This window comes from Paenibacillus sp. PAMC21692 (assembly GCF_014303795.1).
Classification (GTDB): Bacteria; Bacillota; Bacilli; order Paenibacillales; family Paenibacillaceae; genus Pristimantibacillus; species Pristimantibacillus agaridevorans.
This window is the reverse complement of the sequence record NZ_CP060293.1, coordinates 5,273,296-5,294,946: the sequence shown is the minus strand read 5'-3', so window position 1 is coordinate 5,294,946 and position 21,651 is coordinate 5,273,296. Positions and strand designations below refer to the sequence as shown.

Here is a 21,651-nt window from a genome sequence, read left to right as displayed (position 1 = left end):
AAACGTTATAAGAAATGAGTGCAGACCCTATGAAAGAGGATAAATACTAATGATATTAAAACCTAAAGAAAATTTACTATTATTATTTGCATCTATTTTCATTTTACTATATCTAATATTATTCTTGATCCCTTATGCCAACGATCATGGATTTTTTAATGAAAATATAATACCTGAGGGCAAGGAGAAATTAATATATAGTTTACTAAGTATTCCGATACTGATTTTATACAGCATCTACGCAATAATAAGTATCAAAAAGATAAAATTCTTGAAGTGTATCAATTATCCGTTATTAATAATAGTAGGATATTTGGGCTTGTTTATGTGCTTGATTCGTGATGGTGGTGCAGTTCTATGGCTAATGGTTTTAACAATTATTATACCGATCGTATTAATCCCAATAAGTATGGTGATTGGAATAAATAAAGACATAAATTATTTCAGAAGAAATAAAAAGACAACAAAAAATTAGTGGATATTAAAACAACTTTGTATAAATATACAAAGAAGGCACTCACATCTTATAACACCATATTCACGCATCGGGCATTCGCCCTCGGTCCGGCAGAAGTTATAGGCAGGGAAGCTGAATCAGCCGGACACATCCGACATCCGTCGGACGTCGTGAATATACGAAACGTTAACCGAAACTCCTGAAAGCAAATTGAAAATATAATAGAATGACCTGTTACTATAGTGGCACAATGATTTTATGATGAAAGGAGTAACAAGCAAATGGTATTCTTTGCTTTTGTAGGGTTTTATTTTATGCCTGTAATAGCATTCTTATTTATTGTAGCTTTACTGAGAGCAATTAAAAAAGTTGTGAATAATAGACCATATACAAAGGAATTATTTTGGAGTGGAGTGTTGTTTGCTACTATTACATGGACAATTGTAATTTTAGCTTTAAATCCAAATGGATTATGAAAATTCAATCAGTTAGATCGCTATTGCATTAAATGAAGATTAGAGAACCAAGACAATAAAAAATAATGAATATATAAAAAGATGATTGTGTAAGATTCACGCGGCAGCCAAGAGCATCGGCTAACACCATATTCACGCATCGGGCATTTGCCCTCGGTCCGTACAGAAGTATTGGCATGGGAGCTGGGGCAGCCGGACACATCCGACTACGTCGGACGTCGTAAATATACGAAACGTTATGTGCAATACTCTAAGAACTATTATTTAAAGGAGAAAAACATGAAGAAAACAATATTTCTAATAAATATCATTTTATTGTCCGTCATTGTATTAACAAGCTGTTCCAATGATATTGATAAATCAATTCAAGGTGACTGGATTTCTGTTAGTGCAAGTCAAAAGGAAGGAACGACTGACTTTTTGGATAGTTTTAATTTTGTGAACATACTAGAAGAAGAAATGAATTTTAGATATTTATCCTCAGAGCAATTAGTTGATAAAACAAAAAGAGTACTAAGCAGTTCGAATGAAAAAGTGAAATATGAACTAAATGAAAATATATTATTAATTAATAACAATCAGTATGAGTTTGAAATAAATAATAATGAAATGACAATAAAGAATAGTGATATTGAAGTGCTTTATATAAGAGAATAAAAGAAGTTAATAGATTGATGTAAGTCATTCAAGATGCAGAGTACAGCATATAACACCATATTCCCGAATCGGGCTTACGCCCTCGGTCCCAGAAGCGGCTTCGAGAAGCGCTTGCTGTGTACACACCCGGCATTCGCCGGGCGTCGTGAATATATGAAACGTTATACGAAATTATAGAAAATCAAAATCTAAGTGAGTGTGACTCCATAATGAAGCTGATGAGATTAATTTGTTTTGCATGTATCGTTTTGGTTATTTTTGGCTGTAGTAATAGAAGTGATGGTCACTATGTATACTTCGATCCCAAAAAGGTGAATGTAGGTGATCAAATCGCCGAACTCAAATTAAAATCGATAGATTACGATCAAGATTCAAAAACAGTTAATGCATACTTTGAGGGATATGTTGAAATATCGGGGTATTTCATGGATTCTGGTTTCTTTGCTCCTGATCTGTCGAGTCATTTACCAAAAGCAACTTATGAAGAAAGTCATGAGAATAGTTTTTTACTAAAAAACACACCGTTATTTGACATTGAACATAGAACTGGAACAATTATTATTAGAGATTATGAAATCCGCAAAGGGAATACTGAATTAAGGAATCAAGCATATTTTATAAGGAAAGTTGAATGAATATTTGTATGCTGTTCAAGTCGTCTAACTTCGTATAACACCATATTCACGCTTCGGGCTGTCGTCCTCGGTCCCAGAAGCGGCTTCGAAGAAGTGGTTGCTGTGGACACATCCGACTTCGTCGGACGTCGCGAATATACGAAACGTTATAAGAAATTAGCGCAAAACACTAGAGAAGAAGCGAAGATAATTTCGTGGGAAGTAATGGTACTAATCGCTCTATTAGAGCGTTGCTTGAAGAAAATAAATTAATAATTCAAAAGAAGCAGGAAGTTGCCAAGAAAAATAGCTATTATCGTTTACTGAATTATATTCTTTTAGGAATCGCCTTTATTTTAATTTTATTTTACCTCCCTGTCGTACTAAACAGAAATCTTTTTAACAATGCTTTCACTGAGAATGCGAAAGACTGAAAGAAATTTAATTAAAGGAGTTTATTATATGGATCATTGGATTATTATCATAATTATTATTATGCTATCAGGATTAATAGGTGGAGTTGTCAATTATCTACTAGTAAACAAATCATTTAATAAATTCTACAAAGAACGAGAGTTTTACAAATCGCTCTTTATTGGCTTATCTGCTTCGTTATTAGTTCCATTATTTTTAAATACAATATCAAGTGATTTATTAGAAAAAAGTGAAGAAAATATTTACGATTTATTTATTATCTCAGGGTTTTGTATCATCGCTTCAATATATTCCAAAAATTTTATTCAAACTCTGTCGGATAAAATAATAAAACTCAATGAAAAGGTTGAAAATGTTAAGAAAGAGGTCAATGCTCTTGCGGATAACGAAACGGAAAATGAAAGCCATTTGGTGCGTAAAATAGATAATAGGGATGGTGCAGTACCAGCAGAAGATATTCCAGATGACCAAATTAATTTTAATGAAAATGACTCAGAGAACATAAAGGTTCTTAAAGCATTAGCTGAAAGTAAATATACTTTTAGATCATTACAAGGTATCAGTAAGGAAACAGGATTAAATGAGAGTGATGTAAATATATTAATTAATAAATTGTCAGGTGATGGATTTATTGATCAGTCATTAAGAAGTCAAGGTATTCGATTTTTCATAACTAATTCAGGAAGAGAATATCTTTCATGGTATAACAAAACATCATATGCTCATCTTTTTGAAAAACATATTAACAAATAAAACTATGGAGTATATCAAGAAGTTCAGTCCTTCGCATAACACCATATTCACGCATCGGGCTGACGCTCTCGATCCGGCAGGAGATATTGGCAGGGGAGCTGGGACAGCCGTACACATCCGGCTTCGTCGGACGTCGTGAATACATGAGATGTTAGCTGAAATTGCCAAAAGACATAAGGAGATCAATGATGAATACATTTTCAAAAATTGCAGATGGGTTAGCAAGTTGGTTGAACTTTGAGGTTAGGGCTGGAAGAAAGAACTTATTTTCAGAAGCATACCTTGCCAACCCGCTAGGATTATTAGATTAGACATGTTAAACCCGGGATTCGCTAAGCAGTGTATATTAGTTGTTGCAGGAAGGAGAGGAGATTTCGAGGAGCTTTTTGCGCAGGAACAATTTCAACCCCATCCAACAGATATTAAATTACTCAAAATCGTCAGTTAGAATGGTTCCGACACCTAAATTTAGGAAAGATCTTTATACAAGTGTATTAAAACCATACAGAACATTAGAAATTTCAAAAACAATACTGTTAGAAAGAAGCGGTCCATATCCAATAAATGTAAATATAAATACGTATCAGGTGTATATCTGGAGAATCAGAAAGTACTATGAGAGAGAAAAATTTATTCCTAACGATTTCTTTGAATTCAATTAATGCTTTCAAAAATTTCAAAGGAGTCGGCAACTTCAGCTAACACCGCATTCACGCATCGGGCTGTCGCCCTTGGTCGCAGATGTGGTTCGGGGAAGCGGTTGCTGCGACAACCTCCTACGGAGGTTCGTGAATGCGAGGAACGTTAGGCAAAATTACTGCAAAAATAAAGGAGTAACTCGTTTTGATTTGTTTATTTTGCAAGAGACAATCGGATACCTCTAAAAGTGTCGAACATATTATCCCAGAGTCGTTGGGAAATATAAAGCAGGTGTTACCTCCAGGGGTGGTATGTGACAAGTGTAATAATTATTTTGCAATCAATGTTGAGAAGCCATTTTTTGAGTTGGATGCAATAAAATATTTGAGGTTTTACCAAGGTATACCTAATAAAAGGAATAAGATACCTTCAACGAAAGCTATCATCCTTCCAAATATAGAAGTGACAGTTAATAAATATATTAAAAATGGAGATCTCATCTCAACAATTGATGTATCGACCGAAGCATTTGATAAAGTAACGTCTCAAGAACAAAACATAATATTATTTAAGAATGAAGCACCGATTTTAGATAGTTCAATCGTATCACGATTTATGGGGAAAATTGCACTTGAAGTTATGGCTCAACGACTTGTGAATTCCCCAGATGGTCTTGAATATCTTGCGAATGAGAAACAATTTGATCCACTTCGTGATTATGTGAGAAAAGGGAATGTAAAAGATTGGCCTGTAAATATACGAAGGATTTATAACGCCGATAAAAAATGGGGTGAAGACGAAGAACCTATCCAAGTAATTTATGAATACGATGTTTTGGAGACGGATGATAGTGAGTATTATTTTGTTTTGGCTTTGTTTGGTTTGGAGTTTGTGATTAATTATGGCGGGCCTGAAATAGCCGGTTATACTAAATGGTTAGAAATTAATAATAATAGTAGCCCGTTACATGTAGGAAAGAATAATGTGAACTTTACATAAAATACTCTGGAAAAATTCAAAGAAGGCAGTAACTTCGCCTAACACCATGTTCACGCCTCGTCGCATCCGCTCCTCGGTCCGGCAGAGGAATTTCGGGGAAGCGGATTCAGTCGGACAACCCTGCAAGGCTAAGTGGCGGAGCCACCGGCAGGAATCAATTGCTGCGCTTGATTGAAGGGCAGCTTAAGCCTTTCGCGTTCATGAACACAACAACGTTAGGTGAAATCCCTGTACAACCTTGGAGGAACAATATGAAATACATAAATAACTTAGAGACATTACCTTCTAGTCGATATGATGATCATGATTTCGAACATGAAGTAAATAAAAATACTAAATTTGCTGATTTGATAATTGACGGTAGATCACTTTATCAAATGCTAAAAAGTACGATATGGTCCCTTCGCTAGGTTGGGGTAGCGAAGAGCACCAAAAACAAATGATCGATTACTTTTTATTAAATCAAATGCACACGTATTTGTTCTACAGATATCCAATCCTAGTTTGTTCTTGGTGTGGAGATGAAGAATGCGGTTTTATTTCAGTATTTATTGAAAGAGAAGGGGATATTGTAGTATGGAGAGATTTTAAACTTGAACCTGATAATAAAACCTATAGTATTAGGACCTTTTGTTTTAAGTGGAAAAATTATGAAATTGTAATTATTAATACATATGGGACTTCAGGAATTCAATAAATTATGATCAGCTGTTCGAAGAAGGCAGGGACTTCACCTAACACCATATTCACGCATCGGGCGGAAGCTGAATCAGCCGGACACATCCGACTATGTCGGACGTTGCGAATATACGAAACGTTAGATGAAATCAGTTGAGATCTTAAAAACAATAAGAGGTGCCAAATGGATTATAAGATTATCCGAAAAGCAAAAGAATTATCAGTAAGAATTATTCGCGAAGCAGGACAGATTTCTAAAGAAAAATTTGATAATTTTGTTGATTTAATATCAAAAGGCGAATTTGGAGATGTGGTTACTGAAGTAGACCATTTAGCAGAAGTCATAATCAAACAAATTCGAACTACATTTCCTACTCATCAGATACATAGTGAAGAGGCAGGGATAATTGGAACGGAGAACGACTGGCTTTGGCTTATTGATCCTCTGGATGGAACTAATAATTTTGCAATAGGATTGCCTGTTTTTACGACATCAATAACGTTGATGTATAGAAGAGAACCAGTACTTGGAGTGGTTTATGAGCCATTGACAGATAGAATATTTGTATCTGTCCTTGGTGAAGGAACGTATTGCAACAAACGGCAGATAAAGATAAAGAGTACTCCTAATATTTTCAAAGGGAATATTGGTTGGATTCAAGGTCATAAAGTACAGAACGATAGTAGGGCAGTTAAATTAAGACAATTTATTGATATAAACTTCAAGAGAATGATGAGGTTATGGGCACCAACACTTCAATGGTGCATGCTAGCCAAAGGGGACATAGATGGAATTGTTCTTTATAATCCTGAAGGGGACGATTTGTATTCTGGTATTATAATGGTTAAAGAAGCTGGAGGCATCGTTATAGATTTTGATGGAAACCCATTTACAGGAATGAAAGAAGAACCTTACATAATTGCTTGCCATCCAAACCACAAACTAGAATTAATGAGAATAGTGAAAGAGGGACTTAGTTAACTCGAAGAAGCAACTGACTTCATCTAACACCGTATTCACGCAACGGGCATTCGCCCTCGGTCCGGCAAAAGGGCAGGGGAGCGAAATCAGCCGGACACATTCGACTTCGTCGAGCGTCGTGAATATACGAAACGTTATCCGAAAGAAGTTCTTAGTTTAGGAGGTGTCTATATGATATTAGAAAAAGTTATAAATAGAATTGTAATTCAAAGTGAATATAAGGATTTTGTTGATAAGTATATAGATAATATACTTACCGAATTTAAAGGTAAGATTCATAGCATTTATATGTGTGGCTCGATTCCAAAAGGAACTGCTAAACCTTTTAAGTCAGATGCAGACTTTACTATTGTATGTGTAAATCCCAAAGATATTGATTACGAAAGATTGTCAAATATTAAAGACAGGCTTTTGGAAGAATATCCAGTAGTAACTAAGATTGATACGATAATTTGTTCGATTGACGATGTATTAAGTAAACCAAATGAGTGGGGTTTTTGGATTAAGATAATTTGTGTTTGCATATATGGTCATGACGTTGGTGAAAAAGTACCACCGATAATTATTTCTCCAGAGTTCATTATAGACTTAAATACAGAGACCAAGGAGGAAGTTGATCGTATACATACTTTACTTTCTAATGTTAGTGATAGCACAATGAAAACTAGATATATTAAAGGTTACTCTAAAAGATTAATTCGTGCATTATACTCTTTGGTTTTAGAAAATACAGGTGTATGGCAAGATGACATTATTAAGATGAAGAATGCCATATTAAACTATTGTGAGATTGACTCCGCTTTAGTTGATTATCTGTATGCTTGTTACTTGGATAGTAATGTACTTGTTGAAGAGTTTCTGGAAATTGCAGATGAAGTATATAGCTATTTTGAAAACGCCTTAAATGCAATGGCTGCTTCCAGAACTTCCTTGGGCTAACACCATATTAACGCTCAGGGTCACTCTTAGAAGCGAGTGACCACATCCAGCCCCTAAGTCCGTCGGGACGTCACTGCATTAGGTGTTCGGTAAGCCTCACAACTATAAGCAGCGAATTTTAGGGGCCAGAACGTCGTCAATACAAAACGTTATAGGGAATCAGCGCTAGACCAGAAACACAACCCATATTATGTTTGATGTTAAACTAGTAGCTTTGTTGAGAAGATATGGAAGAATGAAAGTATAGAAAAGGAAGTGCAGTATTGGATGATTTTTATGAGGTATTAACATATGTAAATGATAATTTTTATAAGCCAAACAACTTGATGATCAAGGATATCCAAGAAGAAATTCAAAATGAAAAATATGGTTCAGGCATATTTCGAATAAATTCTAAAACGGTTAGATTTAGGGTTGCGAGAAAAACACCCAAGAAGATAGGTCAATTTGTCGTCTGTTGGGAAAAAGGCAGTGACAACAAAAATCAAGCATATTCATATGAAAATGCTACTGATTTGTTAGTCATTAATACCTTCGGAAGTAATCATAAGTTTGGGCAATTCATTTTTCCCAAAGATGTATTGTTAAAACATAATATTCTCAAAACAGATACTTCAAATGGGAAAATGGCAATAAGAGTGTATCCTAGCTGGGATACACTTACCAGTAAACAAGCTATAGCAACACAAAGATGGCAATTACCATATTTTATAAACTTAAATCATACTTCTTCTTTACAAGAACTTGGTAAGTATTTCGAAGAAGACGCTGACATCCTATAACACCGCATTCACGCTGCGCCGCTGTCGCTCCTTGGTCCAGGCCGAAGCATAAGATGAGGTTTCGGAGAAGCTGAATCAGTTGCAGGGAAGTTTATTCAGCCGGACAACCTTGCACTGCCTAGCCGCATTGCGGCCGTTCCCTTCACTCACTTAAGGCAGTGAAGGTTGAATTCAAGAACGTTAGAGGGAATATCCGCAAAACAAAAACTTAAAAAATTTGAGGAGAACTATGAATAAATACTTATCTTCAGTTTTTCATCAAATAAAAATTGCTGTTGATTCAGTTATTGAAATAATCAACCAATTACCTGAAACTGATTTGAAATCAAAACCTATAAACGATAAAAGATCCTATATAGAATTGTTATCTCATATTTCGCTTATATGTAAAGCTGATTTATTAATCTTAAATGAAGCTAGTCAAAAAGAGATGCAAGGATATTATGAAAGAAATACTCTTAGAACAATTGAAGAAATAAAAAAGAATCTGACAATGAATTACAATGAATTAGTTGAAGAATTTTCTAATTATTCGGAAGAGGAATTGTTTGAATATAAAGAGTCTTATTGGGGAGTTAGGTACACGAGATTTGAATGGCTTTTAGAAATCCTAAGTCATTTATATCATCATAGAAGCCAATTACATTCATATATTTCTATTGATTTTAAAGAAATTAAAGTTCAGTTATTTGAATAAAAATGAAGAGAGTATTACGGGGAAATTCGAAGATGGCAGATATATCCTCATTAGGCGAGGTTTTTCCCGGACATAAGATTGAGCACTGCCGTTATTGAGTTTACGACTTGTAGTCCTTTCGGAATGCAAATCGTTGGAGGTTCGCTGCCATTCTCGATCCGTATACTTATGATAAAAATAAAGTGGTAGGTGTATCCATCATCAGCAAGGAAATATTGCGCTAACTTGAGACTATAGTTTAACTAAACTAATAAAGATGAAGCTGTTAGGGCCGATCAGGTTAGAGTACTGCTTAGATTGTTAATCCATATTGCGGCAAAGGGAATAGTTGAGAAAAGCCAGTGCGGTGGACCTTTCGGTATTAAACTATCATGTCAATCTTTCGGAGATAGTTTTACTTATTTCTTCAGGGTTTTTAACATCAATGATTAACTTTGATATTTTAAATTTACCAACCAGAAATTATTCAAGTCAAAATGAAGGGTATCAACCTCATTATAAAAAAAGTAGAGATGATAACCTCCATTGAATCTAAATAATCCATTTCTTGTTCCTCTAAAAGAAACACCATAAAGCTTGAAAGCATCTGGTATGGGTCTACCTGTTGTTATCCCCATAATCGAAGAATATGGAATTTGCAACCCGTTATCTAATTTCAAAAAGGGCGGATTTCCAAGATCGATATTTAAATGGGTTTCCATTAATTGAATTGTGCGTTCCATTCGTTTAGTCCACCTTTCATAACGATTTAGTATTCATAAAATATATTTATATATTATACCATAGATAATCTTATTTATAGAATTCATTGAGCCAATTTACCCAAGAACTGAATATGCAACCGAATATTCGCCGGTTGCATGATGGAATATTACATTATCCTCCCGTTAGGAATCTCCTACTCCAGTTGTGTCGCAGTTCGACGATAATGTAAATGTACTTATTTTTGTTTTTGTACTGGCAGCTATCGATAGTTAAACTCCTACGGGAGACTTTAGTTTAATGATCTAGGAGCAGTTTAGCCTGAGCGGTAGCTGCTCCATTTTTTATTAAGGGCAGGATAGCACCAAGACACCTACGGCAATCGGCCACACGACCGGTTGCCGTTACTTGTTGAAGTAACGGGCAGATTACATACAGATGGATTTGAAAAAATTAGCAAGACTATGCATTGGATATAGTGGGGATTGATACGTTTTCTGAATTAATAAAAGAAATAATATTAATAGATGAGAATAACGACTGAACTTACTTTGAGCATGTCCTACTAGATTTTGAAATTGAAGGATTAGATATCGGGAAGCTTAGAGTAATGGCTAACATCGCGTGCCGTTGATCGTTGAAGGCAAGCAGGATTCTTAATAGCAGTGGTGATTAGCAGGTCAGTTTACTTTTCCAATAAGTACATGGAGGACGTTTCTATGTATACAGTATGGAAATGGATACTATATTCTATCAGGAGGACTGAACTCATATTAGTATGCTGAAACTTTTCACTTTGCTGCCGGACACGCGGCCCGGTTTACTTTGCTTTGTCAGAGAGAAGGCAACGCATGCCTTCTCTCTGATCGTTCATAAGATTCGTTTCATATTCTCAACAGGACTAAATTTCTTATGCTGCTGCTTGATATCGCTGCTGAATAATTCTACATAGTAGTCGACCATATTTAATGATGCATGGTCAAGAATTTGTCCAAGCGTAAATGGGTCACCGCCATTCAGAAAATAGATTTTGGCCATCGTATGGAGGAACGTATGCGGGGAAACTCTGACACAGGTAATGTTCGCCATTTTTACCGTAGACCTGCATTTTGACTTGCAACGCTCGTGTACTGATTTGTTCGTTGTCCATGTTGACGAACATGGCAGCCGTCTCCAGGTCACCTTTTATGTCCAAATATTTGCGAATGATTTTCCCGCAGGTTTGTTGGAACAGCACTCTGCGCGCCCATCCGCCTTTACCATTCGTAATTCGAATCTCCAACTCTTTAAAGAAGATGTCACCTGTCTTCAAATTGCATAGCTCACTTATTCGTATCTCCGTTTCAAGTAATACCATCATCATTATAAAATCCCGGTAACCCGTAAATGTCTTTTTATCTGGTTGCTCGAAGATGGAGACCACTTGTTCTTTCGTAAACGTTTGAATCATCCATTTCTTGGCCTTGACCACATGGAGATCATTTGCGATGTTCTCTGTCAGCCAACCTTCTTCTAATAAATACTTGAAGAACTGCTTTATGGCCTTGATTCGTCCGTTTACCGTATTGTCTGACCTGCCTTGATCGAACAGATAGGCATAAAAATGAATCTTGATTTCGCAAATCGATACCGTGTATAGATATCAAACGGCACTTGCTGCGCCAAGAAGGCTTCTTTCATCTGCTTGGCTCTGTCCTGATAGAAACGAGGTTTTAGCGGTGAAAGGTTTTTTGCCTTACAATCGAGAATAAAAGAATGAAGCAGATCTTCAAAATTGAGTTGTTGTTTGGCTAGACTTGGATTCTCTGCATGTTCCAGCTTGTTTTGTCGACGGCGAACATTCATTTGCCATTTACCTCGCTTTCAGAAAGCAGGTGAAGAGTTTCAGCTAAATATTCGACAGGACTGAACTTCTCATGCTGGGCCTGCAAGTCACTGGCAAATAATTCGATTTAGCCGATTGGCAATAGCGAGCAATCATCGTACGGCTGCCGCCAGGTAAAAAGTCAAAGCGGATATGCGAAGGAGGGGAGCGGTATTCGTATAACAACGAAAAACCGGGTTGAAGGATATTCGCTTTTCTCAAAAATCGATGAAATCTTTGATACATATGGGTTTCTGGGTATTATGATGGTCAGAGATTTTCGGGGAATGACTCGTATAACACCATATTCACGCTTCGTGGCATTCGCCCTCGGTCCAGACAGATAATATTGGCAGGGAAGCATCAGTGCTCCATCGGACGTCGTGAGTATACGAAACTTTATAGGAATCGCAGAAAGCTAAACGAATAAAAATATGAGGTGATTTTCATCGGGTATATCATGGAATTGAGAAAGCAAGTAGGAACTCAACCATTGATTATGGTTGGGTCGTGTGTGTTAATATTCAATTCACTTGGACATTTATTACTCCAGAAGCGAGCGGATAGTTATGATTGGGGAACTATTGGTGGTGCCCTTGAACTTGGTGAATCCTTGGAAGAAGCAGCAGCAAGAGAACTTTACGAAGAAGCTGGATTGAAAGTAAAGTCATTAAGATTCATAACAATATTATCAGGCCAGGACATGTACTATAAATATCCACATGGCGATGAAATCTATAATGTAATGGCAGTATATGAAGCAATAGATGTTGAAGGACAAGCAAAGATAAATGATGACGAGGGAATTGAACTTCATTATTTTTCATTAGAAGAACCAATAGAAAATATCAACCCATTCACAGAATTGACATTGAGAAAAATTGGATATATAAAGAATTGGTAGAAGGTATAAAAGTATTATAAAAGTGGTTCAAAGAGGTCTGCAACATCCTATAACACCATAATGCATCGGGGGATTCGGTCCTCGGTCCGGCGGGAGTCATCCGCAGTAGTGATCTCGGGAAGTGGATGCTTCGGACAACCTCCTTCGGAGATTCGTGAACGCGAGAGACATGATGTGCAATTGCCAAAAACAAAATAAAAATGTTTGGAAGTGATATCTTTGAAACGGTTTTATCTTATACGACATTGCAAGGCTGAAGGGCAGGAGGCGAATGCAAAATTAACGACTGAAGGAAACGAACAAGCTATTAAATTAGCTGATTTTCTTCATGAAAAGCAAATAGATTATATTATTTCAAGCAGTTATGTTAGAGCTGTGTCGAGTATCCAGCCTTTAGCAGAGAAAAATAAATTGAAAATAAATATTGAAGAGAGGTTATGTGAGAGAGTTTTAAGCTCAGAAAATATAGAAAACTGGATGGATAGATTATCAGAAACGTATGAAAATCTAGATTTAAGATTATTTGGCGGTGAATCATCAAGGGAAGCAATGGAACGAGGGTTGTCTGTAATTAATGAATTAAGTGAACGAATTGAAAGTAGTATTGCGATTGTAACGCACGGAAATTTAATGTCATTAATAATAAAGTATTTTGATAATAAATTTGGATTTGAAGAATGGAAAAAATTAAGCAATCCAGATGTATATGAACTAAAGATTTTAAATTCAAAAAATGAACAATATAGTTTAAGTAGGATCTGGAAGTAATTCAATGAAGCAAGCAACGAAGAAGTAGAATAAGACGCTAGGAAGCAATAAGGTGAAAATACGAAAGAAAATACTTAATGAGGGTGAACTCAATGCAACAAATTAAAATTACTCAGTCTCAGTTCGAAGAGCTGATAAATTCAAGGATCAAAAAAATAGGGAAAGAGTTGTGAAGGTACTTGAAGAAGAACTGATTAAACTGATCATAGAATGAATGTAAAAATCTCAAGGTACCTTATCTACACTATTATCACGATTTGGGCCATGATTTGGCAGGGGATAATAGCAGAGATGCTCAATAATAAACAGAATAGGGGTAGCGTCAAGAAGTTTGTGTAAGTAGGTTTTTCCATCGGGACGATGGCATTCTTTTAATGGTGAGCGTAGCCCAAGCGAAGGCGCGGGAGGCTATTGGTTTCCATAACGCTCGTTGTACATTTTCTCGAAAGCAGCTTTCGTATCGACATCGACAAAGCCACGGATCGCTCGACCACACCATTTTTCGTTGTAGTCGGTGGCTTGTAGATAAATGATCTTCTCCGCCGCTTCAATGTTCGTTAAACTGTTCATCGGTTTGAGGCGCTTACGCAGTTCTTTGTTCATTCGTTCAATCGGATTTGTGGTGTAGATGGCGGGCCAAGTCAACGTCGGGTACTTGTAAAAGGTTAAGAGCGTCGAGAGTTGTTCCTCCCAGGACGCGACTTCCTTTGGATACTGCTTACGCCATCTATCCTTAAATCCGTCGAATACAGCGCGTGCCACGTCTCCATCGATGGCGGTATACACCAGCTTCAAGTCATCCAAGAACTCTGTTTTATCCGCTACACGGATCTTTGGAAAGGTCGCACGTACTTTGTGAACAACGCAATGCTGAACATCGGCCATGGGGTAGATTTCACGGAAGGCCTCTTCAAGCCCTGGCAAGCCGTCGAAGACACCTAGCAAGATGTCGGTAGCTCCGCGATTCTTGAGATCCTTAAGAACCTCGCGCCATCCATTTGAGCTCTCGTGGCCGCCTACGTAGAAGCCGAGGATTTGGCGAATGCCTTTCTCGTCGATGCCCATGGCCAAATAAACCGCCTCACTGCTTACGGTGTTGCGCTTCAGCTTCACATAAAGGCCATCGAGGTAAATGACAGAGTAGCGTTTCTCAAGCGGACGTTTCTGCCACTGCTCAATATCCTCCATAACCGTATGGGTAATGTTGCTGACGGTTGTAGGCGAGTACTGCGAGCCAAACATGCTCTCTACGAATTTTGCGACTTCCCGTGTGCTCATTCCGCCTTTGTACATGTGAATAATGGCTTCCTCAAGCCAGCCTTCACGGCGCTGGTAGGGCTGGAACAGTCGAGTTTGAAAAAATCCTTTGCGGTCTCGAGGCACTTGAAGCTCGTTGATGGCGCCGTAGCGTGTTTGATAAGTGCGCTTGTAGTTGCCATTTAACGTCGTACGCGGTCCCTTGTGTTCGTTACTAATGTAATTTTTAATTTCTTCACGCAGGAGTAACTCCAACTTCTCCTGCACAAGCTTAATTACAGCATTTTCAAGTAGATCATTGAACGCATTTTCGGGTATAGTAGTCATCGAGTAGGGCTCCTTCTTGGTGATCTCAGCAATCCCGAGAATACCCTACTTTTTTGTTGCCTGTGAAGGCTCCAAATGTTGGTACACAAACTACTTTACTTCATCAGAATAGGAGATCTTAATGGTTAATAGAATTACAATTGCTAATAGTAGCACTTTTGGGTGGATTTAAAGGAACTTGAAAAATTCAATACATTAAAAAGTTCGTGAATCAGTACAGAATTCAGTTGAAATCTGATGATATTGAGAGCGAGAGAACGGTAGATGCAAAAAAAATAAGGGGTGTCAAATGGATTACAAGATTATCCATAAAGCAAAAGAAATATCAGTAAGAACTATTCGCCAAGCAGGAGAGATTTCTAAAGAGAAATTTGATAATTTTGTAGATTTAAGATCAAAAGACGAATTTGGCGATGTGGTCACTGAAGTTGACCATCTAGCTGAAGAAATGATAATCAAACAAATTCGCACTACATTTCCTACCCATCAGATACATAGTGAAGAGGCAGGGATAATAGGAACGGAAAACGATTGGCTTTGGCTTATTGATCCTTTGGATGGAACTAATAATTTTGCAATAGGATTGCCCGTTTTTACGACTTCAATAACGTTGATGTATAGAAGAGAACCCGTACTTGGGGTGGTTTACGAGCCGTTGACCGATAGATTATTTGTATCTGTCCTTGGAGAAGGAATGTATTGCAATAAACGTCAGGTTCAGATAAAAAGTAATTTCAATATTTTAAAAGGGAATATTGGTTGGATTCAAGGCCACAAAGTACAGAACGATAGAAGGGCAGTTAAATTAAGACAATTTATTGATGTAAACTTCAAGAGAATGATGAGATTATGGGCTCCAACACTTCAATGGTGCATGCTTGCCAAAGGGGACATAGACGGAATAATTCTTTATAATTCTGAAGGTGACGATTTGTATTCAGGTATTTTAATGGTTAAAGAAGCTGGGGGCATCGTAATAGATTTTGATGGAAACCCTTTTACAGGAATGAGAGAAGAGCCTTACATAATTGCTTGCCATCCAGACCACAAACAAGAATTATTGAGAATAGTAAAAGAGGGACTTAGTTAACTCGAGGGAGCAACTGGCTTCATTTAACGTTCCCTTGATCACTTAAGACAGTGACGGTTAGGGAACACAAATATGACAAAGAGCGAAAGAAGGAAATAAAATGATAACTATTCAGAGGGTCGAATATGATCAAAAATCATCTTTGAGAAATCTCCTTGAATTGTATAAATATGATTTTAGTGATTTTGAACCAGATGATGTCAATGAAAATGGACTATATGAGTATAGGTATCTAGATCACTATTGGACGGAAGAAGGCAGACATCCGTTTTTTATTCGAGTTGATGGAAAGTTAGCGGGCTTAGCATTAATAAGAGAGATTGGAACCAAAGATAATCAAAAAATATTTTCAATGGCTGAATTCTTTGTAATGAAGAAGTATAGAAAGCGAGGAGTTGGACAGAGTGTTTCTAATGAATTATTTAATACATTCCGTGGCAAATGGAAGATTGCGCAAGTAGAAGAAAATACACCAGCACAGATTTTTTGGAGAAAGACAATTGATAGATATACTAATAATAACTACAAGGAAATAAGAGAGGATGGTTGGGAAGGACCTATACAAACATTTTTGACAGCAACTCAATAAGGATTCATACACTGTGAACATGGCAACGTTATACGAAATTATAATAAGTTGAAAATGGAGGGGATTCATTCTGGTTTGGGCAATTATCTCAATAGTAGTTATTTTAGTTTGTTTTATTATTACATTTCTAATTGGCAAGAGAAATAAAATTGCAGGTTCATTTATTGTTTTTGTATCAGTTGGATTAATACTATTATTATCAATTCCAATTAATAATAACTTAGAAAAGCTCCATAAGGAAGAAATCAACAAAGTAATCAAAGAAAAAGGTGGGGAAGTAATTAATATTACCACAGATATTCAAAGTCACTTTATACAGTACACTATAAAATATAAGATTAATGGGAAAGAGTACAATGCTGAGTATCTTGCTACCAAGACAATAAACAATGTTAACGCTAAAGATAAATTTGGTAGAGGAGACGAATGGACGTTTTACAAGGAAGATCCAAAAGATTAATAAAATTAAGCTTAATCCGGAATAAAGTAACTCCGTATAACATCAAATCCTCGCATTGGGACATCCGACCCTCGCCTGGAGTTATTGGCACCACTCAAAGGAGCAATTTATATGCTTTGTTCTGCAGGTGAATTTTCAGCCAGAAACGTCCAACTATGTCGACTTCGTGAAAATACAAAACGTTAGATGAAACAGCTAAATCGTAAACAATGGAGGGCTTTCATGGGAGTAGATTGGTATAACTCTATCGCCCGCCGAAATGGCGGGTATAAATCAGATGCGAAATTCTTAATTAAAGGTGTTTCCGCTGAGAATATTTTCGAAACAGAATTAACTAATATGCTGCCAAACTATAGTCACGTTCTAGATGCTGGCTGTGGTCATGGTGATTTTACAATAAAAATGTCTCAATTCGCTAAATCAATCATTGGTTTTGATAATTCAATCGAGATGATTAAGATAGCTCAGTCTTATAAGTTGGATAAATCAAATTTGGAATTTGTATATGCCACAACAAAGGAAGAACTTCCATTCAAAGATGAACAATTCGATTTTATATATGATCGTAGAGGCCCTACTTCTATTATAAATCATAGCCGGATTTTGAGATCTAAAGGTACGATTATCGGTATTCATTCAGGCGCACTTGATATAGTAAAGGAACGGCTTGATCACAACGGTTTTAAGAATATTGAGATCAGAGAGTATAAGGATGCAAAAATTATTTTTCCTAACCGAGAAGAATTTACGAAATTCCTCTCTGACATTCCTGGAAACCCCAATTATACAGAAGACCATATGAAAGAAGAACTTGAAATTAGTATTAATGAGAATACTATAAATGGAATTATACAATTGAAGGAATATAAATACATATGGAAAGCTATAAAACCTTAAGCGTTATTCAGCAGTCGGCCAAATCCTCTAACACCATTTTCCTATACCATTTTTTAAGCAGGTAAAGACTTTATATCCGAAGGGGAAAAACCATGGAAAATAATAAATTACTGAGAATGGACAATGTCGGCATAGTTGTAGAATCCCTTGATGACGCAATTTCTTTCTTTGAGGAGATTGGCTTGAACCTCGAAGGGCGAACCACTGTCGAAGGTGAATGGGCTGGTCGCGTAACCGGACTAGGTTCTCAGTGCGTAGAGATTGCTATGATGGTTACCCCAGATGGTCACAGCCGAATTGAAGTTTCGCGATTTCTCACCCCACCTACTATATCAGATCACCGGACGGCTCCAGTAAACTCCCTTGGTTATCTACGCGTCATGTTCACTGTTCAAAACATTGACGAGATGGTATCCAGACTCACTAAATATGGTGCGCAGCTCGTTGGCGAAGTGGTTCAGTATGAGGACTCTTATCGGCTCTGCTACATTCGTGGTACCGAAGGAATTCTAATCGGTTTGGCGGAAGAACTCGGTAACAAATAAGTAAGTGACGGTTTGAAAAAGCCTTTACTGATAAAACCAACAGAATCAAACATATTAACCTCATTAAATAATGTTGGAAGGTGTATTCTATCATTGCACAAGCTGTTATCTTACAAAACGACAGCCTCTTGATGGTTAGACAATATGTACAACGAGGAGATATCGTATGGAATTTTCCTGGAGGCGGAATTGAAATAAATGAAACTCCTGAAATGGCTTGTATAAGAGAAGTTAAAGAAGAGACGGGAATTGAAGTAAAAGGATTATATCTAATACATGAACAGAATGAAAAATACACATATCTAATAACCAAATTTGAAGGGCAAATAAAACTAGATAAAGATAATAAAGATAATGAAGACATAATTGAGGTTAAATGGATTTCACAAAAAGGTATTAATTATCTTGATAGTTACACAAAGCCGATAATGGATATTGTAAGTAAGAAATTGGAGCTATAGACATCATAAAATACTCAAAGGAGCAAATTATATGGCGAAGACGTCTAAGGAAATGGTTGAAGAATTCAAATCCTTTATTAATTTCGTACAAGATCTTAAAAAAACAGATGAAGACCATTGGAATAGGCCTCTTTCTGAGGGGAAATGGACTTTAAAAGATGTAATAAGTCACATCATGCTTTGGGACAAGTATTTTTATGAGGAAGGCATAAAGAAGATCAAGCTTGGGCAGCCCGTGTCGGTAAGGCATTTAAACTTTGATGAATTCAACGCCAATGCAAGGGAGTATGCAAAAACCCAAACCAGGGATCAAATTATTGACCAATTCCTTGAATATAGGAAAAAGATCATTAGTGACATTTCAGTATTACCAGAGGAACATTATATTAAGGAATATAAAGACGGGGATAAAAAGAAGTTTTCGATTCGGGGATATTTAAGAGGATTTATTTCCCATGACAAGCATCATAAAAAACAAATTGAAAAGTATATAAAATCATTAACGAAACATTAGGCGAAATCTACGAGCAATCACTTGTTATGAAAGATGTGGATTTAAGAAAATAATGAAACTGGAAAACTATGAAATGCATGAGGGAGAGCTAAGGGATTGTTGGCTGATGGACTCGAAAGAGTATATTTTGTTAGTAGATGGGGGAGAATTCTCATGAGTGAATTCAGTGCAAGCTATCATATTAGAACGAATGATAGAACAAAAGTTGTAGACCTAATTAAAGATTCAGAAAATAAGGGATATGTATTTGAAGAAACTAATGGCTGGGTTACATTTTTAATTGATGGCCCAGCTTTTAATATTAATGAATCAGTACTCTTATGTAATCCTGGATTATTAGTTCATTATATTTATGCAGAAGATCACGGATGGGAATTTAGAGTATTCAATAAAGATGAATTAATTTTTGAATATAAATGCGATTGGACAGATGAAATCACAATTGAGAAAGAACTTTTTGACATTAGCCTTATTAAGGAATTAATCGCAAGCCAAGGAAATTCAATAAGTGATGTTGAAGAATTATTTGATTTAAACGATTTTGATTTTGAAGAACCACCAGCACATGTTTTGGCCACTAAACTAGGGTTAGTACATTTTGAATGGTTATCAGTTGATTACATTGAGGACAGATTGGATGAAGTATTAGTTGTTGGATAAGCGAAGAAGGGCGGCTTCACATAACACCATATTCACGCTTCGATCCATTCGGCACTCGGCGAAATTACGAAGAGATCTATAAATAAAACCTGGAGGTGTTCGAATGCCACGGCAGATCACATTGGCTGATGGACGAACTGTCGAAGTAGATTGCCTGAGTTGTGCTTTGACAAGTGGATTAATTGCTCCCACAGGCGGAGTGATTTATGAATCTAAACATTTTCATGTACATCAAGATGTTGCATATCCAATTAGAGGATTAGTAATACTTGCTTCTAAAAGGCATTTTTACTGTATGGACGAACTCTCGGTAGAAGAAAGATTGGAATACATATCTTTAATACAAAAGATTAGAAGCGAACAAAGATCAAAACTAGGAATTGATAAGGTATATTATTTTTATAATGAAGATACAACACATCATTTTCATATGTGGATGGTCCCGAGATATGAATGGATGAAACAATTTGGAAATTCCGTTGAATCTTTGAGACCAGTATTGTTACATGCAAGAAATCAAATGAATAATGAAGAGAATATGAAAACTGTAATTGAAGGAATCAAAGAATTAAGGGAAGGATTAAGTCATTTTGAAAGCAGCGCAGGGTGACTTCACTTACACGATATTCACGTATCGGAGCATTCGCCCTCGGTCCAGACAGAAGTAATTGGCAAGGAAGCAGGTCCAGCCGGACATTTAAGACATTCGTCGGACTTCGTGAATACACGAAATTTAGATATACTTGCAGAAAGCTCGAGGTGGAAGATATGGACAGAGTAGCGAGTATAAGAATAGAAGAGAAGAAATATCATGATTTCTGTTACGATAATTACAATTTATTTGAATCAGGTTCCTGGCTGCATAGACCAGTAAAAACTGTAATTGATCTTTTAGCAGAATATAAAGATCAACAATCTTTATGTGTATTAGACTTAGGTTCAGGAATTGGTAGGAATAGCATTCCTATAGCTGAATCATTGAAGAATAATAATGGCAAGGTCATTTGTGTTGATATCTTAGAATCCGCTATAGATAAATTACATTATAATAGTCAGAAATATGATGTTGAACAATATATTGAGGCAATATTATCTGACATTGAACAATTTACTATCGAACAAGAAAAGTTCGACATTATTATTGCTGTGTCTGCCCTGGAGCACGTAAGCTCGGAGAGAGAACTGGAAAGAAAACTCAATGAAATGACATGTGGAACCAAATCAAAAGGGGCAAACTGCATTATTATTGGATCGAATATAAGAGAAGTAAACCTTGAAAATGGGCAAGAATTAGATCCAATGTTTGAAGTAAATATATCTACCGAAAGAATGCTGACATTATTGGATCAATGTTATGCCGGATGGGTAGTTCAAAATCGGTTTGTAAAACAATTAGAATATGAAATAGACAGAAAGGGACAAAACGTTTTGCTGACTACTGATTGTATAACATTTGTAGCTAAGAAAACAAAGTAAGTTGCATAACGTCCAGCAGATCCGAACTA

Annotated in this window: 27 protein-coding genes and 1 pseudogene; 23 read left to right on the top strand and 5 right to left on the bottom strand. The window is 36.5% G+C overall.

What is annotated here, in order from left to right:
* The first annotated feature begins 49 nt into the window (after positions 1–49).
* The 11 genes from H7F31_RS21295 (at position 50) to H7F31_RS21245 (ending at position 9,108) form a co-directional block, all read left to right on the top strand.
* Positions 50–475, top strand: coding sequence for a hypothetical protein (locus H7F31_RS21295; protein ID WP_187100436.1), 426 nt, complete (start codon positions 50–52; stop codon positions 473–475).
* A gap of 263 nt (positions 476–738) precedes the next feature.
* Positions 739–933 carry a hypothetical protein gene (locus H7F31_RS21290; protein ID WP_187100435.1) on the top strand — a complete coding sequence of 65 codons (195 nt, stop codon included), beginning with the start codon at positions 739–741 and terminating at the stop codon, positions 931–933.
* A 279-nt stretch (positions 934–1,212) separates the two neighbouring features.
* Complete coding sequence (locus H7F31_RS21285) at positions 1,213–1,590, top strand: hypothetical protein (protein WP_187100434.1); 378 nt, start codon at positions 1,213–1,215, stop codon at positions 1,588–1,590.
* 209 nt (positions 1,591–1,799) lie between these two features.
* Complete coding sequence (locus H7F31_RS21280) at positions 1,800–2,225, top strand: hypothetical protein (RefSeq protein WP_187100433.1); 426 nt, start codon at positions 1,800–1,802, stop codon at positions 2,223–2,225.
* Positions 2,226–2,419: 194 nt separating this feature from the next.
* A complete protein-coding gene (locus tag H7F31_RS21275) occupies positions 2,420–2,638 on the top strand; it encodes a hypothetical protein (protein WP_187100432.1) in 219 nt (72 codons plus the stop codon).
* A 28-nt stretch (positions 2,639–2,666) separates the two neighbouring features.
* Positions 2,667–3,392 (top strand): YEATS-associated helix-containing protein, encoded by a 726-nt coding sequence (locus H7F31_RS21270; RefSeq protein WP_187100431.1) that lies wholly within the window; start codon positions 2,667–2,669, stop codon positions 3,390–3,392.
* A gap of 843 nt (positions 3,393–4,235) precedes the next feature.
* Positions 4,236–5,030, top strand: coding sequence for an HNH endonuclease (locus H7F31_RS21265; RefSeq protein WP_187100430.1), 795 nt, complete (start codon positions 4,236–4,238; stop codon positions 5,028–5,030).
* Between the two features lie 862 nt (positions 5,031–5,892).
* Positions 5,893–6,690 carry an inositol monophosphatase family protein gene (locus H7F31_RS21260; RefSeq protein WP_187100429.1) on the top strand — a complete coding sequence of 266 codons (798 nt, stop codon included), beginning with the start codon at positions 5,893–5,895 and terminating at the stop codon, positions 6,688–6,690.
* 171 nt (positions 6,691–6,861) lie between these two features.
* Positions 6,862–7,629 carry a nucleotidyltransferase domain-containing protein gene (locus tag H7F31_RS21255; RefSeq protein WP_187100428.1) on the top strand — a complete coding sequence of 256 codons (768 nt, stop codon included), beginning with the start codon at positions 6,862–6,864 and terminating at the stop codon, positions 7,627–7,629.
* A gap of 263 nt (positions 7,630–7,892) precedes the next feature.
* Positions 7,893–8,411: a MepB family protein gene (locus H7F31_RS21250; RefSeq protein ID WP_187100427.1), complete on the top strand. Its 519-nt coding sequence runs from the start codon at positions 7,893–7,895 to the stop codon at positions 8,409–8,411.
* A 229-nt stretch (positions 8,412–8,640) separates the two neighbouring features.
* Positions 8,641–9,108 (top strand): DinB family protein, encoded by a 468-nt coding sequence (locus H7F31_RS21245; RefSeq protein WP_187100426.1) that lies wholly within the window; start codon positions 8,641–8,643, stop codon positions 9,106–9,108.
* Between the two features lie 428 nt (positions 9,109–9,536).
* Here the strand turns inward: H7F31_RS21245 and H7F31_RS21240 are convergent, their stop codons facing one another.
* The 4 genes from H7F31_RS21240 to H7F31_RS34295 all read right to left on the bottom strand — a co-directional run bounded on the left by H7F31_RS21240 (position 9,537) and on the right by H7F31_RS34295 (position 11,655).
* A complete protein-coding gene (locus H7F31_RS21240) occupies positions 9,537–9,830 on the bottom strand; it encodes a hypothetical protein (RefSeq protein WP_187100425.1) in 294 nt (97 codons plus the stop codon).
* 850 nt (positions 9,831–10,680) lie between these two features.
* Entirely contained in the window at positions 10,681–10,899 is a 219-nt protein-coding gene (locus H7F31_RS34305) for a site-specific integrase (protein ID WP_261800093.1), read from the bottom strand.
* A complete protein-coding gene (locus H7F31_RS34300) occupies positions 10,817–11,260 on the bottom strand; it encodes a tyrosine-type recombinase/integrase (protein ID WP_261800092.1) in 444 nt (147 codons plus the stop codon). The genes H7F31_RS34305 and H7F31_RS34300 overlap by 83 nt, the downstream gene beginning before the upstream one ends.
* 107 nt (positions 11,261–11,367) lie before the next feature.
* On the bottom strand, positions 11,368–11,655 hold the full coding sequence (locus tag H7F31_RS34295) for a hypothetical protein (protein WP_261800091.1): 288 nt from the start codon (positions 11,653–11,655) through the stop codon (positions 11,368–11,370).
* 467 nt (positions 11,656–12,122) lie between these two features.
* On the opposite strand from H7F31_RS34295, the gene H7F31_RS21230 reads away from it, so the two are divergent.
* Complete coding sequence (locus tag H7F31_RS21230) at positions 12,123–12,578, top strand: NUDIX hydrolase (protein WP_187105462.1); 456 nt, start codon at positions 12,123–12,125, stop codon at positions 12,576–12,578.
* A 210-nt stretch (positions 12,579–12,788) separates the two neighbouring features.
* Entirely contained in the window at positions 12,789–13,346 is a 558-nt protein-coding gene (locus tag H7F31_RS21225; protein ID WP_315970509.1) for a histidine phosphatase family protein, read from the top strand.
* A gap of 408 nt (positions 13,347–13,754) precedes the next feature.
* On the opposite strand, the gene H7F31_RS21220 is transcribed toward H7F31_RS21225, so the two are convergent.
* Positions 13,755–14,930 (bottom strand): IS256 family transposase, encoded by a 1,176-nt coding sequence (locus H7F31_RS21220; protein WP_187100423.1) that lies wholly within the window; start codon positions 14,928–14,930, stop codon positions 13,755–13,757.
* 289 nt (positions 14,931–15,219) lie between these two features.
* Between H7F31_RS21220 and H7F31_RS21215 the strand changes: the two genes are divergently transcribed.
* The 10 genes and pseudogenes from H7F31_RS21215 to H7F31_RS21175 all read left to right on the top strand — a co-directional run bounded on the left by H7F31_RS21215 (position 15,220) and on the right by H7F31_RS21175 (position 21,622).
* Complete coding sequence (locus tag H7F31_RS21215; RefSeq protein ID WP_187100422.1) at positions 15,220–16,020, top strand: inositol monophosphatase family protein; 801 nt, start codon at positions 15,220–15,222, stop codon at positions 16,018–16,020.
* 100 nt (positions 16,021–16,120) lie between these two features.
* Positions 16,121–16,609, top strand: a complete 489-nt coding sequence (locus tag H7F31_RS21210) for a GNAT family N-acetyltransferase (protein WP_187100421.1) — start codon at positions 16,121–16,123, stop codon at positions 16,607–16,609.
* Positions 16,610–17,291: 682 nt separating this feature from the next.
* Positions 17,292–17,966, top strand: a complete 675-nt coding sequence (locus H7F31_RS21205; protein ID WP_187100420.1) for a class I SAM-dependent methyltransferase — start codon at positions 17,292–17,294, stop codon at positions 17,964–17,966.
* Positions 17,967–18,058: 92 nt separating this feature from the next.
* Positions 18,059–18,511 (top strand): VOC family protein, encoded by a 453-nt coding sequence (locus tag H7F31_RS21200; protein WP_187100419.1) that lies wholly within the window; start codon positions 18,059–18,061, stop codon positions 18,509–18,511.
* A gap of 80 nt (positions 18,512–18,591) precedes the next feature.
* Complete coding sequence (locus H7F31_RS21195) at positions 18,592–18,972, top strand: NUDIX hydrolase (protein ID WP_261800090.1); 381 nt, start codon at positions 18,592–18,594, stop codon at positions 18,970–18,972.
* A gap of 31 nt (positions 18,973–19,003) precedes the next feature.
* Positions 19,004–19,486: a DinB family protein gene (locus H7F31_RS21190; RefSeq protein ID WP_187100418.1), complete on the top strand. Its 483-nt coding sequence runs from the start codon at positions 19,004–19,006 to the stop codon at positions 19,484–19,486.
* Position 19,487: 1 nt separating this feature from the next.
* Positions 19,488–19,643: pseudogene (locus H7F31_RS34605) on the top strand (GNAT family N-acetyltransferase); the annotation flags it as partial.
* Positions 19,640–20,146, top strand: coding sequence for a hypothetical protein (locus H7F31_RS21185; protein WP_187100417.1), 507 nt, complete (start codon positions 19,640–19,642; stop codon positions 20,144–20,146). The pseudogene H7F31_RS34605 and the gene H7F31_RS21185, both read left to right, overlap by 4 nt.
* A gap of 103 nt (positions 20,147–20,249) precedes the next feature.
* Positions 20,250–20,756, top strand: coding sequence for an HIT family protein (locus H7F31_RS21180; protein WP_187100416.1), 507 nt, complete (start codon positions 20,250–20,252; stop codon positions 20,754–20,756).
* Positions 20,757–20,914: 158 nt separating this feature from the next.
* Entirely contained in the window at positions 20,915–21,622 is a 708-nt protein-coding gene (locus H7F31_RS21175) for a class I SAM-dependent methyltransferase (protein ID WP_187100415.1), read from the top strand.
* Positions 21,623–21,651: the final 29 nt, after the last annotated feature.

Bases quoted from the DNA above. Each gene is read 5' to 3' on its own strand.
- H7F31_RS21200 (WP_187100419.1), top strand. From the start codon at position 18,059: ATGGAAAATAATAAATTACTGAGAATGGACAATGTCGGCATAGTTGTA.
- H7F31_RS21175 (WP_187100415.1), top strand. From the start codon at position 20,915: ATGGACAGAGTAGCGAGTATAAGAATAGAAGAGAAGAAATATCATGAT.
- H7F31_RS21240 (WP_187100425.1), bottom strand. From the start codon at position 9,830: ATGGAACGCACAATTCAATTAATGGAAACCCATTTAAATATCGATCTT.
- H7F31_RS21215 (WP_187100422.1), top strand. From the start codon at position 15,220: ATGGATTACAAGATTATCCATAAAGCAAAAGAAATATCAGTAAGAACT.
- H7F31_RS21245 (WP_187100426.1), top strand. From the start codon at position 8,641: ATGAATAAATACTTATCTTCAGTTTTTCATCAAATAAAAATTGCTGTT.
- H7F31_RS21285 (WP_187100434.1), top strand. From the start codon at position 1,213: ATGAAGAAAACAATATTTCTAATAAATATCATTTTATTGTCCGTCATT.
- H7F31_RS21270 (WP_187100431.1), top strand. From the start codon at position 2,667: ATGGATCATTGGATTATTATCATAATTATTATTATGCTATCAGGATTA.
- H7F31_RS21210 (WP_187100421.1), top strand. From the start codon at position 16,121: ATGATAACTATTCAGAGGGTCGAATATGATCAAAAATCATCTTTGAGA.
- H7F31_RS21260 (WP_187100429.1), top strand. From the start codon at position 5,893: ATGGATTATAAGATTATCCGAAAAGCAAAAGAATTATCAGTAAGAATT.
- H7F31_RS34305 (WP_261800093.1), bottom strand. From the start codon at position 10,899: ATGGCGAACATTACCTGTGTCAGAGTTTCCCCGCATACGTTCCTCCAT.
- H7F31_RS21290 (WP_187100435.1), top strand. From the start codon at position 739: ATGGTATTCTTTGCTTTTGTAGGGTTTTATTTTATGCCTGTAATAGCA.
- H7F31_RS21280 (WP_187100433.1), top strand. From the start codon at position 1,800: ATGAAGCTGATGAGATTAATTTGTTTTGCATGTATCGTTTTGGTTATT.
- H7F31_RS21180 (WP_187100416.1), top strand. From the start codon at position 20,250: ATGCCACGGCAGATCACATTGGCTGATGGACGAACTGTCGAAGTAGAT.
- H7F31_RS21220 (WP_187100423.1), bottom strand. From the start codon at position 14,930: ATGACTACTATACCCGAAAATGCGTTCAATGATCTACTTGAAAATGCT.
- H7F31_RS21185 (WP_187100417.1), top strand. From the start codon at position 19,640: ATGAGTGAATTCAGTGCAAGCTATCATATTAGAACGAATGATAGAACA.
- H7F31_RS21295 (WP_187100436.1), top strand. From the start codon at position 50: ATGATATTAAAACCTAAAGAAAATTTACTATTATTATTTGCATCTATT.
- H7F31_RS34300 (WP_261800092.1), bottom strand. From the start codon at position 11,260: ATGATTCAAACGTTTACGAAAGAACAAGTGGTCTCCATCTTCGAGCAA.
- H7F31_RS21190 (WP_187100418.1), top strand. From the start codon at position 19,004: ATGGCGAAGACGTCTAAGGAAATGGTTGAAGAATTCAAATCCTTTATT.
- H7F31_RS21205 (WP_187100420.1), top strand. From the start codon at position 17,292: ATGGGAGTAGATTGGTATAACTCTATCGCCCGCCGAAATGGCGGGTAT.
- H7F31_RS21255 (WP_187100428.1), top strand. From the start codon at position 6,862: ATGATATTAGAAAAAGTTATAAATAGAATTGTAATTCAAAGTGAATAT.
- H7F31_RS34295 (WP_261800091.1), bottom strand. From the start codon at position 11,655: ATGAATGTTCGCCGTCGACAAAACAAGCTGGAACATGCAGAGAATCCA.